Raw genomic sequence first — 13,344 nt, 5'->3', positions numbered from 1 at the left:
GTTAAGGTTTTATATGGTAAATACTGAAGTTCGTGATTATCGGATCCGCCGTCTGCTGTTCGATGACCAGACGGAAGGCCTTGGCCTCGGTAGCCGGAAAACTTTCAATGCGCTTGTGTCCCACAGCCGTTCCCCTGGCTACGGTTTTCCACTTTCCTCCGCTCAGTGCCTCGATGCGGTAAGCACGGATTCTTTCTCCGTGTGCAATGTCTTCCTGGATGAGGTAATAGTTGGCCGTCACCTCTTTCCCAGCCGGCAGGGTCAGTTTCTTCTTTCCCTCTCCCGAGGTCTGCAACAGGGGCGTACCGAAACGGCGCTCAATCTCCTTGCCCAGTTCCTGCAGCCGGCTGACATCTCCCTGCGGAATCAGTCCCTCCGGATTAGGGGTCAGTCCGAGCATCAGGGTCGCATTTCTTCCCACCGATTTCTCGTACATGTCTACCAGTTCCTTCAGAGGATAGACCGCCTTGTCGTCGTCTCCCGGTTCCCAGAACCATTCGTGCCGTCCGTTGTATCCTCTCAGCGGGGCATCCGCCATGGCAGGTACCCAGAATTTGCCGTTGGGGTCGCCGTGTGCCAGCAGCCGGTTGTGGTCGGTCACTCCGTCCGTAGCGTTGCTGTGGCTGTACGGATAAGGGAAACTGGACCAGCAGGGATAGCCTACGGTACCGCTTTCCGAACCTCCCCAGCGCAGGTCGGCACGGTTGACATTGTGGTAAAACAGACAGTTGGGCTGGTATTTGTTGACAATCGGTTCTACATCGGGACCCATTCCCTTGGGGTCATCGGCTCCGCCGTCGAACCAGATCATGAACAACTCGCCATAACGGGTACAGAGTTCCGTGACCATTTTCTCGCACAGGCGTTTGTACCATGCCTGGCGGTTGCGGGCAAACTCTCCCTCTCCTTCGGCCTTGAAATTGTGGATACCCAGCAGGGAGTTCCAGCGGATACCGATGTAGATACCCGGCTGTATGCCGTATTTGCGGCAGGAGTTGACGAAGTCACGCACGATGTCGCCTTTTCCGTCCCTCCATTTCACTGCCTTCAGGCAGTACGGATTGACATCACTCTGCCAGAGTCCGAATCCGGTCTCATGGGTAGCCGTGAGAATGGCAAACTTGGCGCCTGCCGCCTTGGCTGCCTGGACCCACTGGTCGGTATCGAGGTGCTCCGGGTTGAATATGTTGTAATCCTCTATCGGATTGATCCGGTTGTTCCCCTGTCCGTATACCTCACCGTCGAACACGTGGAGGTCGTAATGGAAAACCACTCCCATTTCCGCCTGGTGCCATTTCATCTGGTGCGGAGCCGGAACCGGACCTTGTATCTCACCGGTCTTTGCGTACAGGTCGCCTTGGAACAATTGTAACATCAATAAGCATGCAATAGCTATTTTCTTCATGGTATTAAATATTTGATAAATGAATCATTTGTCTGAGTCAGCAGGTCCTTAAGCACTGTCTGCAGGGAGTCGCAGCGGACTGGCTCTTTCTTTGCGAGGTTGTGCATCTGAGCCGGGTCTGCCAGTCTGTCGAAAAGCCATTCCTGTTTCCTTGTTCCCTTTTCGACTTCTACGACATACGTGTAGCGGGAGGTGCGTACTCCTCTTTTCCCGGAACTGGGGTCGGAGGGAACACAGTAGTAATAAGGCTGTGGAACTTCCTTCTCGGGAACACGGTCTTCCGAAAGATACCCGCTCCAGTTGTACGTCTGTACGCTTCCGGGAATCCGGCTGCCCATTCCCATCATGGAAAGCAGGGTGGGATAAAGGTCGCCGAGGGCGACGGGCAACTGGCTTTTCCGGGGAGAGAGCTGGCCTTTCCAACTGACAATCATCGGAATGTGCATGGCTTCTTCGTAGAAGGTGTTCTTGCCTTCTATCTCGTGGCCTCCCATGCACACTCCATGGTCGGAGGTGAAAACGACAATCGTGTTTTCATACAGGCCGCAGTCTTTCAGAGCCTGAACGATCCTTCCCACTTGCTCGTCTACTCCCGTGATGCATGCGTAGTAGTCGGCAATGTGACGGCGGAAATAATCTCCGTTGTCCGTTCCGCCGGAAGGAATGTAGGGCATGGAGGCGGCAACCTTCTCTACGTCGAGCGGAGCATATAACTGCTTGTAGTTATCGGGAACCAGCTCATATCCCGTATGTGGGGGATTCATCGACACGACCAGGGCAAAAGGGGTATCCGGTGTGCGGCTGTGCGTGCGGATGAACTCGATGGCCTGTCCGGCCTCATACTCCGGTCCCCACTGATCTACATAATAAAAGCTGTCCCTCGGGGCAGCCGTGTTCCAGTACATGGGATGCAGGTGGTTGTCGTAGGTGCCGTAGGCAATCCAGGTCTCGAAACCGTGCCGCCGTTCAGGGGGACACCACTCGTTCCAGGCTACCTTTCCCTGATTGTTGCAGGTATTTACATAAGGAGGATAAGGGGCATCCAGGTGCCATTTCCCGATGTATCCGGTAGCATATCCTGCCTGTTGCAACACGTCACTCCAGCAGACAGCATCGGAAGGCAATTCCACTCCGTAAGGACTGTTCTCCGAATTGCAGTTGCCCGTAACCCGGTTGGAAGCGGGATACATCCCCGTCATCCACATGGCCCGGGCCGGAGAAGAAACCGGATAGTTGCTGACAGCATTGGTAAAGAGGATTCCTTCCGAAGCCAGGCGGTCCAGGTGAGGGGTTTGGACAGGTTCCTTCTGCATACACCCCAGGGCATCTCCCCGGAACTGGTCGGCCATGATAAAGACCAGATTGGGCCGGCAGGCAGATGACGGTTGAGGCGACTGTGCACAAGTTACCGCCGGAACCGCCAGGCAGGGCAGGGAAGCAAACAGAGATAGATGTATAAATTTCATTTATGATATTTTTATTCAAAAAGATATACAATGATGTAAAGGTAAAGAATTAAATAAAAGCAGAAGATTTTAAGATTATTAAGAAATTGAAATAATCTTAAAATCTTCTATCTCAGTCAGTGGAAACTCAAGAAAATCAGTCGCCTTCCGGGAGACTGTTGGTCTCTATTTTCCATCCCGGATTCTGATAGATCGGAGACGAACTGTAGTCGCTTGAGCCTTCCGTTTCCGTAGTAAGACGGAAATGATCAAAAGCAATAGGATACAGATATCGGTTCGGATTCCAGTTGTATCCGTTGTATGCAATGTTGGAAGCAATCACGCGATACGGCTTCAGGTATTCCCCGTCGGAACGGGCCGATACATTCGCTCCTTCTGTACCCGCCTCCTTCAAGTCGATTACTCCCAGAGGCTTGTCAAAATTCTTGTCGAGTCCGGCAGCCGGTGTGGTATACCGCTTATAGTTCTCTGCCCACAGGTTAAAGCCTTCTACCTGATAATCCTGCATCTTGTCGAGGGCGCACCAGCGTCTCAGGTCGCGCATGCGGAAACCTTCTGCTGCCAGTTCGATGCGGCGTTCACGGCGGATATTGTAGAGAGTAGCGTCTACCAGCGTACTTCCCGAATAGCGTGCAAAGTCAACCTCCTTCTCCAGATTCGTGTGCGTGATGGTTTTCTGATAATCAGTATCCATTCCGGCACGTTCACGCAGTGCCTTCCAGTATTTCTGGCTGTTGGCATCCAGCGCATGCGTCAGCTCATAGTCGGCCTCCATGTAGTTGAGGTAAGCCTCGGCGGCACGGAAGATGACACATCCGGTAACCGACGGAAGCGTAGGGCCCTGCGACGGGTCGGTAGTCAGTCCTTTCTTGATGGAATATCCAGTAGTACAACGATTCTCGGCCATTTCCGTAATCGGCGCACGGTAATAGAAACCGGCTCCGTCAATGATGGCTTCCGTCATTGCAGCCTGCTTGGTCAGCATATCTCCCGGCAGCATGGTATTGAATGCCAGGCGAGGGTCTCTGCCGTCTGCCACATCCTGATAGGTACGGTCGCCTTTGTATTCCGAACCGGAGGCATAGATAGGAAGTCCGTTCTTCATCAGGTACGTGTCTATCATGCTGCGGGTGTATCCGCTGTTTCCGCCTCCGTTGCGCTGCAGGTAACCCACTACGAAGTGGTTCACTGCAGGAGTGATGCCGGCATTATAGGCTCTCCAGAGAAGAACCTCGGGGATTCCGTCGAGGGAGTTGCTGTTGAACAGTGCCGGGTAGTCATTATGCAACGTGTAATTGTCGGCTACCAGTTGCGCAGCCTTCTTGGCCTCTTCCAGGAAATAACGGATTTCATTGTCGATATTGATGCTGAAATTCTTCAGGTAATCTTTTTGTGCTCCCGGCCATCCCGGTCCGCCCGGCACACGGGCCGTTCCTTTATGGTATTTCTCCCACGTTCCTTCGAACAGGGCTACGCGACTTTTGAGCAGGGCGGCACAGTCCCGGGTCAGGCGGTTGCTGACCGGTGGAGTGGGCGACATGAAATAATAGGCCGAATCAAGGTCTTGTATGATAAACCGGGCAACCTCGTTGCGCGGACGGCGCTTGCTGTTGAGCTTTACCGCCTCATAATTGTCGGGAATGATCTGTTTGATGATGGGAAAATCACCCAAAGAATCCAGCTTGTTGGCATAGAAATAGGCCCGGAAGAAATAAGCCTCTCCCAGATAATGCTTGTTGTTGGCCTCACTGCCTCCCAGTTCCCCGCTTTCAAGCAAGCCGCGGACACGGTTGATGAAATAGTTGGTGGAACGTATTTCATTGAAGTTCCAGCTGCCTCCCGATTGAGGGACACGGCTTTCACCCTTGACAAAGATTTTCTCCGGATTCGAGCCGGCCTGGTTGTCGCTGTTGCTGTCGAAGCCGAAGACACCGATGTCGTAGCTGCCCGGCTGGTGAGACGGGAGACTCTCGTACAGTTTTGCGGTATATGCGGCCAGGTCGTTTTCATGGAGCAGGTACAGGTTGGTGGGGATTTCATCCATCGGTTCCCTGTCAAGAAAATCGTTGCATGAGCTGGCCAGCACTGCCAGCCCCAGATAGAATAAAATATGTTTTTTCATGTCTTTTCAGTTTTAAAGTTAAAGTGTTACGTTTATACCAAAGGAGAAAGTCTGAGACAGCGGATAGGTCTTTCCGTCGGAGAAACCGTTGGATGCAATGGCTTCCGGATCGAACATGTCGGCGATTCCACTGATGGTAAACAAGTTCTCAGCACTGAAATACAAACGTATTTTTTCCATATGCGCTTTTTGTGTCCATGCTTTCGGCAAGGTATATCCCACCTGCAGATTCTTCATCCGGACATAGGCACCGTTCTGCAGGTATCCGGTCTGGACAAGCTTGTTCTTGTTGCCTTTGTCGCCCAGGTAAGCCTTGGGATAATATGCATTCGGATTTGCCCCGAAGATGGAGGTGGTGTTCTCCGGTCTCCAGTAATCCAGGTGCTCTTCAAAACCGACCGACTGCCATTCGCCTCCGTCGGCTCCCCAGAACATCGGACCGCTCAGCCAGAGGTCGCGCTTCAATACTCCCTGGAAAAACATCTGAACATCGATGCCCTTCCAATCTGCACCCAGGTGCAAGCCGAAATTGAAACGGGGCTCACTGTTACCGATTACTTTCAGGTCTCCGTGATCGTCTACGGTCTTGGCACCGTCGTCTACCACTCCGTCGTGATTCAGGTCGCGGTACATGATGTCACCGGCTCCCCACTGTGAACCGAGCTTGCTCTGGTCATTGGCTGCCAGCCAGCCTTGCATCTGCTGCTCGCTCTGTGCGATGCCTTCGGTCTCGTATCCCCAGATTTCTCCAAGTATCTTACCGTCGTAATAAGCATAGGTCGTTCCGTCGGACTGGAAGATGGCTTTAGAGGCATTCGGATATTTTTTCACCCTTACGTGGTTGTCAGAGAGGTTGAATGCCAGGTCGTAATTGACTTCCCCGATCCGGTCTCTCCATGAAATATTCAGGTCCCATCCTTTATTTTCGAGCTCCGCATTGTTGGTGTTGGGAAGAGACGTTCCCAGAGCGGCACCGATTTCTGCAGGAGGTCCCACCATTCCTTTGGTGCGGCGGATAAAGTATTCAAACGAACCGGTCAGGCGGTTGTCGAACAGTCCGAAGTCGAAACCGACATTGGTGTTATAAATCTTCTCCCAGGTCAGACTGCTGCTTACCAGTCCCGGTACGGCAGCCGTTGTAGGACGGATATTGCCCATCAGCCAGCTTCCTCCATTGGCAATTACGGTCTGTGTGAGGTAGAACGGATAGAACGCATCGGTATTCTGGTTGCCGAGCATACCCCATGAAAGGCGGGGCTTGAAAGTATTCACCACAGAACTGAGCGGAGCGAAGAATTCTTCGTATGCCATGTTCCATCCCAAGGAGAAGGAAGGGAACAGGTTCCAGCGCTGGTCGCGCAGAAAGCGTGAAGAACCGTCGTAACGGAGGTTGGCCTCCAGCAGGTAACGGTCTTTGAACGTATAGTTGATACGGCCGAAGAAACCTGCGGTTGCCCAGTTCTTGTACTGTGTGGGGTTGTTGCCGTCATTGTTGATCTTGTCAGCTCCTACCGAAGCACTGATTTCCGGAATGCTGCTGGTAATGACGTCGCTGCGCTGTGCCGAGAGGGAGCGGACAATGTATTCTTCCGTATTCATACCCAGCATGACTTTCAGGTAGTGGTTTTCTTTCTCCATCGTATAGTCTGTATATACCGATGAAGTATAGAAATTACTGTTCAGGTAATTCATCCGGGCAAACGTGGCTCCTGGAGCATAGTTGGCACTGAAAGCCAGTTCTACGGGACGGTTGTTGATGTCGTATTCGTATACCTTGTTCAGATTGGTCTGCTTGTTCTGGTTGATGACACGCATGCCGGCTTCTGCATAAATATTCCAGTTTTTCAGTGGATGAAGGACAAGCTGTCCCTGCAGGTAGATGTCATCGTTATGTGTCTTCGCACGGCCGCCGTCGGTGAGCTGTGCCAGTTTTCCGTTGCGCATATAATGTCCGTTGGGGTCCTGGAAAGGCATCATCGGCCACATGCGGGCAATGTCGTGATACAACAAACCTCCTTCTTCCAGATAGACCGGGTTGTCGAGGTCGGAGCGGATGAATTTGGTACTCAGGTTAAACTCTACGATGCGGTTGATTTTGGTATTGATCTTCGCACTCAGGTTATAGCGCTTCAGGTTATCGTTTCCGTAGCGCAGGTTTCCGTTCTGGTTGAGGTAGCTTCCCGACACATAATATTGCAGTTTTTCAGTACCTCCACTCATGCTGAGGTTGTGTTCGTTGCTCCACGCCCATGCGAAATGCGTCTTGTACCAGTTTACGTTGTCATTGGCCTTTTCGTGAAAATGCCAGTTGTTGCCGTTGGGTACGGTAGTCGTGGTCAGCGTACCGGCCATATAGTCCTGGATACGCTGCAAGGTCTCGTCGCTGAAAATGATTTTGTCGCCCTGGTTGACCGCTGCTTCATTGAAATAATTGGCAAAGCGGTACGAGTCCAGCTGTCTGGGAAGATTCGTCGGACCTGAGTAACGGAAACTGTTGTTGTAGTTGACCGTCATCTTTCCGGCTTTTCCTTTTTTGGTAGTAATCAGGATTACTCCGAAGGCAGCCCGTGAACCGTAAATGGAAGAAGAGGCCGCATCTTTCAGTACGGAGATACTCTCGATGTCATCCGGATTCAGGTTGTTCATGTTTCCTTCCATTCCGTCGATGAGGATAAGGGGCTCACCTTTTGATCCGGTACCGATGGTACCTGTTCCGCGGATGTTGACCTTCATGGACTGTCCGAGCTGTCCTCCCAGGTCGGAAGCCGAAAGGTTCAGTCCCGGTACGGTTCCCTGCAATGCCTGTCCCACCTGTGATACCGGCCGCGACTCCAGTGCTTTGGTATCGACCGTGGCAACGGCTCCGGTCAGGTTGACTTTCTTCTGGGTTCCGAAACCGACAACGACTACTTCATCCAGCGTGCGGTTGTCTTCCGAGAGGCCGACCTGATAGTTGGTCTTTCCTTCCTGTACCAGGATCTCTTCGGTCTGGAAACCGATGTATGAAATGACAAGTGTACTTCCGGGACTCACATTGTCGAGCTGGAAGTTTCCGCCCAGATCCGTAATGCTGCCGTTGGTGGTTCCCTTGATGACGATGGAAGCACCGATGACCGGATCATTCAGTTTTTTGTCCTTTACCGTTCCGGTAATGCTCATTTGTTGCGCGTGTACCGGCAGAAAGCCTAGCAGTACCGCAACGAGCAAGGAAATGAATTGTGTTTTCATTGGGTCTAGTTTTTAAAGGTTAATTAAAGTTGAATAATTAAGTGTTTTTAATAGCGTGTGCTGCAAATATCTGAAAATAAATCGGTTCGCACTGGTGGTGAATCATTCATAAATGGTGGGTATTCTTCTTATTCCCCCGGTTTTTGTGAAATTGCAGGTGTTTTTCGCAGGGCTCATTTCGGTTTTAATTCAGAATTTTATTATTTTGCAGCATATTTAGTGAATATCCTTAAATCTGCACGATGAAAAAATACACGCTGGTGATACTATGCATGTGCTGGGCTTTGTGGGCTGTGGGGGCACAATATCCATGGGAAAGTGAACTGTCGGTCTTGAACATGAACGACGGGCTTTCGGACAACAACATTCATTTTATTTCAAAAGATGAGACGGGTTTCATGTGGTTCGGAACCAGTGATGGACTCAACCGTTATGACGGGCATATGTTCAAATCGTTCAGGTGTTCGGAGCCGTCCCGCCAGCACATACAGAAAATACATCCTTTAGATAAAGATTTCCTGCTTCTTCAGTCGGCTGAGGGATTGAAGTTGTTTGATAAGCGGAACGAACGTTTCGTGGTGGTGTGCGCAAAAAACGAAAAACGGTCTCTGCATTTGACAGACTGGGCGTTTGCTTCCCCTGCTCAAGGATGGGGAATTCGGGAAGACGGACTGTACAGGATTGATCTTTCGGATGCGGACGTAAAAGGTGATACGGTCTTTGTGGCTGTATCGATGAAGAAGCATTTTCCGGGGAGCATCCTGGCAATGACGTGCTTGAGCGAGAACGGTGAAGGGGCTTATGTGGTGAGTGAGGATGGAGACATCTGGCACGCCGATGGGAAGAGCGGGGCCGTGACGCCGGTAGTGACCGGAGGATTCGACCGGCCGGCAAAGGTGAGGTCGGTGCTGAATGACAAGGGGTATCTGTGGATTACTACCATCAAGGAGGGACTGTATGCGTATGATCTGGTAAACCGGAAGATGTTTCACTGGAAGTATGAGGACGGGAAAGGTGAGAATCAGTTGTCGCACAACGATGTCTTCCATGTATTTGCGGTGGGGGATTCTCATTATCTGGCAACCACCTGGGACGGATGTACGCTGATTTCCCTGAACAAGGACAGGTCGGTAGACTTGCAGGCGTTTCACGTATTCCGTGGAAAAGGAAGCCGTTATATCGAAACGAGGATGATAGCGGGTTTTTACGATCCGGAAGGTCGGCTGTGGATCGGTACGGAAGGGGGCGGACTGTTGTATGCCGATCTGAGGGAGTCGTTTTATTATCGTTATGTGCAGAAGAACTCCAATGAGATTGGAGGCATATTCATGGATGATGAGCGGGTTGTCTGGCTGGCGACTTACCATAAGGGACTGATGCAAAGTGCAGCATCTTTTGATCCGGGGTGTCCTCTGTCTTTCGGGCAGGCGGCTGTGGAAAAGGGGGAGATGAATGCTGCGTTGTGCATTTCTCCTGATGGACAAGGGGGATTCTGGTGCGGAGGCTTGGACGGACAGGTGCTTCATCGTTCGAAAGAGAAGGAATGGAGGTCTTTCCGTTTGAACATGCAGAAAAGGGAGTTCCCGGTGTGGAGTATTTGCGGGGTTCCGGGAGAGGGATGTTGGATGGGAACCGAAAAAGGACTTTTTTGGGGAAGTTTGCGGACTGGAAAATGTCTCAGAATGCACTGGAACGGTTGTGAAGTTCCTGACAATGTTTCGATAAGGGCGGTGACTGCTGACCGTACGGGACGTTATTTGTTCCTGGGTACGGAAGCGGGGTTGGTGGTGCTTGCTGTCAACGGCACCGATATTCTTTCGGCCGAGGCAGGATATGAGGAGCATATCGGTCTGCTGAAGGAAGAAAGAGGAATACGTGCGCTTTTGTGGGGCGATGACCGGAAACTGTGGATAGGATATGGCGGAAGTGGACTGGCCGTATGGTCTCCGATGGAGAAAGGTATTGTGAAGCGATATACTACCGAACAAGGATTGTGCAGCAATTTCGTGACTACGATTACTCAGGATGGGGAGGGATCGGTATGGGTAGGCTCCAATTCGGGAATTTCCCGTTTGAGCAGGCACCTTCAGTCGTTCTACAATTTTTATGTGTCGGGCAGTAACCGGTCTTCGTTGTTTGCGGCAGATTTTCTTTGGTGGGGGAATCATAGTATGCTGACTTATTTTGCTCCGTCGGCTTTGCGCTTCAATTATCCGAAGGAGCGGGGAAGGGTGGTGCTCACGGAACTGGAGGTGAACCATTCGCCTGTGAATATCGGGGAGGAAGTCAATGGGCAGGTCATTTTGCAGGAGGCTTTGTCGTATACTGGCCGGGTGCGGTTGAACAATGCAAACCGCAATCTGGCGCTTTCTTTTACTAATTTATTGTATCTTTCTGACTTACAGAAATATCTGTACCGGTTGTATCCTTATCAGACGGACTGGATGATGGCGGATGAGGGAGAGAAGATTCTGTATGACCGTTTGCCTCCTGGAGAGTATGAATTCCAGGTGAAGACGATTTTCCAGGATCAGAGTGAGGGTGAGGTTACGAGTCTGTATGTGACGGTGGATCCTCACTGGAGTGAGACTCTTTGGTTCCGGCTGATTGTCCTGGCTGTGCTGGTGGGCAGTGTGGGGATATATGTGCATCGTCTGAAATTGAAAGGAAAACGCATTCAGCATGAACTGCGGCTGGAGCATGAATTGTTTACGATGCAGATGGAGCATAACAAGGAGGTGGAGCTGAGAAAGGAGAGGGAAACGTTTTTTGCAATGGCAGCTCATGAATTGAGGACTCCTCTGACGTTGATTCTTGCACCTTTGAAGGAGTTGATTTCGCGGTCTGCTGTTTCGGATTCATCTCACGGAAAGCTGGTGATGATGTATAAATATGCGGAGGAACTGCATGCGCTTACCGACCGCTTGCTGTATATGCAAAAGGTGGAGGCCGGGATGGTACGGCTTCGCCTTTCTTATGTCAATGTAGTGGATTTGCTGAATGACGTGGCTTCTGGTTTTGTGGCGTTGGCAGAGGAACGTCGGATTGACTATGTGCTTCCTTCCCGGGAAATGGAGTGGTATGTGTGGGCCGACCGGGAGAAGTTGGCTTCGGCTTTGCAGAATCTGATATCCAATGCATTTAAGTATACTTCTGCGGGAGGATGTATCTCCTTGGCTGTATCAAGGAAAGAGGTGGATGGCAGGATGTTCTGCTGTCTGTCGGTGGCGGATACCGGAAAGGGAATTGAGGAGAATTTGCGGAAACATTTGTTTGAGCCGTTTATGGAGGGGATGGAAAAGCCTGCTTATTCTTCGAGCATGGGACTGGGACTGAAGATTGTGAAGCATACGGTAGAGATGCATCATGGAAGGATTACGGTGGAAAGTAAAGTGGGCAAGGGAAGTTTGTTCAGTATTTTTCTTCCTGAGGGAAAGGAGCATTTTGAGGAGGATAACTGTTTGTGGGAGAATGAACCGGAAGTCCGGAGAACTGTGGATTGGGGACCTGGCTTATTAGGGAAAAAGGAGAATCTGACGCCTGAAAATACAGAGGTTAAGGGGGCGGATGAAATTAAGGATAAAAAGGAGGGCACAAAGGAAAGGCAACTTGTGCTGGTAATTGAGGACAACCGGGATATGAGGGGATATCTGCGGGAACTGATGCGGGAAGATTATCGGGTTATCGAAGCTGAGAATGGAGAGGAGGGCATACGTATGGCAGTCATGCATACCCCCGATCTGATTATTTCGGATGTGATGATGCCGGTAATGGACGGTTTCGCCTGTTGTGCGGAGTTGAGGAAAAGGAAAGAGACGGCTCATATTCCTATTCTGATTCTGACTGCAAAGGCGGAGGATAAGGATAGTGTGGAGGCTGCTTATCTGGGGGCGGATGAGTATATCAGAAAGCCTTTTAATCCGGAGGTGTTGTTGGCTAAAGTGGCACAGTTGCTTGATATGCGGAGGAGGCTGAAGCAGATTTACACGAAAACTATGCTGAATGTAACCGGTCAGGAAAAGGATGGAAAAGAACAGCGGCAGAGTGAGTTTATGCAAAAGGTGCTGGAGTGTATCGAAGGAAATGCGGGCAATCCGGATTTCAATGTGAAGGGGCTTGCCGGGTTGTTGAACATGAGTCAGGCTACGTTGTATCGGAAACTGAAGCAGTATACGGACTTGTCTGCAGTGGAACTGATCCGTAATGTGCGTATGACACAGGCTGCTTTGCTTTTGATGGAAACGGATTTGTCTGTGACGGAGGTGGCGGAGAGAGTTGGTTTTAATGATTTGCCTACGTTCCGGAAACATTTTACAGGTATGTTTGGTGTTTCTCCTTCGAAATATGCGGATAAAAGGGAAGATGAAGCTGAGGAAACTGAATGTTGACAGGTAGGCAGCAGGGTGAGAACTACGGGATTGTCTTTGGGTGGGGAGATTGGTAACTGGTGTGGAATAATGGGGAAATGGGGCGGTCGAAAGGATAATTGCCGAATGGGTAAAATGAACTTATGTGAACTTGACTGCTTTTTCTGTTTCTTATAGTTTTGTCGATGAAAGAATAGTTTTAAAGGTAGAGAGAGGCAAACTTCTTACAAACCGTGGGTGGCTTGTAAGAAGTTTCTTTGTTTTATCTGTCGTTGTGAAAATGATATGATCTGAGAATATATTATAATAATGTGTACGGAAATGACCTGTTTGGGACGACTAAAATTTATTTTCTGTGGTAAATCGTTGTTTATTAGTAATCTATGATTTTATCTGAATTTTTTATTGAATTTTTTCATCGCATTATTTGGAAGTTATCAGTGAATGGCATAATTTTGCACCCGCTTTCGAGAAATAAACCTCTCGGATGAAAATAGACAAGTTCTTTGAAAGATTTTAAATAAACAACAAGATGTAGTACAAGTTCTGAATTTTTTCAGAAAAACAAAAACCGTCAATACTTTAATCAAGTAAAGAAATAATCGGTTTCCTGAACAGAGATTAAAAAGTACTCGCAAGAGTAAAAAGATATTTTACAATGAAGAGTTTGATCCTGGCTCAGGATGAACGCTAGCTACAGGCTTAACACATGCAAGTCGAGGGGCAGCGGGATTGAAGCTTGCTTCAATTGCCGGC

5 protein-coding genes and 1 rRNA gene are annotated in these 13,344 nt (G+C 50.1%); 2 read left to right on the top strand and 4 right to left on the bottom strand.

Going from position 1 to position 13,344, the window contains the following annotated elements:
- Position 1: 1 nt before the first annotated feature.
- From H3001_RS10665 to H3001_RS10650, 4 genes are all read right to left on the bottom strand, one after another.
- A complete protein-coding gene (locus H3001_RS10665) occupies positions 2–1,375 on the bottom strand; it encodes an alpha-L-fucosidase (protein ID WP_246368557.1) in 1,374 nt (457 codons plus the stop codon).
- Between the two features lie 26 nt (positions 1,376–1,401).
- Positions 1,402–2,871 carry a sulfatase family protein gene (locus tag H3001_RS10660; protein WP_181214902.1) on the bottom strand — a complete coding sequence of 490 codons (1,470 nt, stop codon included), beginning with the start codon at positions 2,869–2,871 and terminating at the stop codon, positions 1,402–1,404.
- 136 nt (positions 2,872–3,007) lie between these two features.
- Positions 3,008–4,993 carry a RagB/SusD family nutrient uptake outer membrane protein gene (locus H3001_RS10655; RefSeq protein ID WP_178244594.1) on the bottom strand — a complete coding sequence of 662 codons (1,986 nt, stop codon included), beginning with the start codon at positions 4,991–4,993 and terminating at the stop codon, positions 3,008–3,010.
- A gap of 18 nt (positions 4,994–5,011) precedes the next feature.
- Positions 5,012–8,221, bottom strand: a complete 3,210-nt coding sequence (locus H3001_RS10650) for a SusC/RagA family TonB-linked outer membrane protein (RefSeq protein ID WP_178244595.1) — start codon at positions 8,219–8,221, stop codon at positions 5,012–5,014.
- Positions 8,222–8,463: 242 nt separating this feature from the next.
- On the opposite strand from H3001_RS10650, the gene H3001_RS10645 reads away from it, so the two are divergent.
- Both H3001_RS10645 and H3001_RS10640 read left to right on the top strand, forming a co-directional pair.
- Complete coding sequence (locus H3001_RS10645; protein WP_181214901.1) at positions 8,464–12,609, top strand: hybrid sensor histidine kinase/response regulator transcription factor; 4,146 nt, start codon at positions 8,464–8,466, stop codon at positions 12,607–12,609.
- A gap of 634 nt (positions 12,610–13,243) precedes the next feature.
- Positions 13,244–13,344 (top strand): 16S ribosomal RNA (locus tag H3001_RS10640); the annotation flags it as partial.

The sequence above is a fragment of the Phocaeicola faecicola genome, assembly GCF_013618865.1.
Classification (GTDB): Bacteria; Bacteroidota; Bacteroidia; order Bacteroidales; family Bacteroidaceae; genus Phocaeicola; species Phocaeicola faecicola.
This window is presented reverse-complemented; position numbering and strand designations above follow the sequence as displayed.

Excerpts from the sequence above, each read along its gene's own strand:
- H3001_RS10665 (WP_246368557.1), bottom strand. The coding sequence starts at position 1,375 with ATGTTACAATTGTTCCAAGGCGACCTGTACGCAAAGACCGGTGAGATA.
- H3001_RS10660 (WP_181214902.1), bottom strand. The coding sequence starts at position 2,871 with ATGAAATTTATACATCTATCTCTGTTTGCTTCCCTGCCCTGCCTGGCG.
- H3001_RS10655 (WP_178244594.1), bottom strand. The coding sequence starts at position 4,993 with ATGAAAAAACATATTTTATTCTATCTGGGGCTGGCAGTGCTGGCCAGC.
- H3001_RS10650 (WP_178244595.1), bottom strand. The coding sequence starts at position 8,221 with ATGAAAACACAATTCATTTCCTTGCTCGTTGCGGTACTGCTAGGCTTT.
- H3001_RS10645 (WP_181214901.1), top strand. The coding sequence starts at position 8,464 with ATGAAAAAATACACGCTGGTGATACTATGCATGTGCTGGGCTTTGTGG.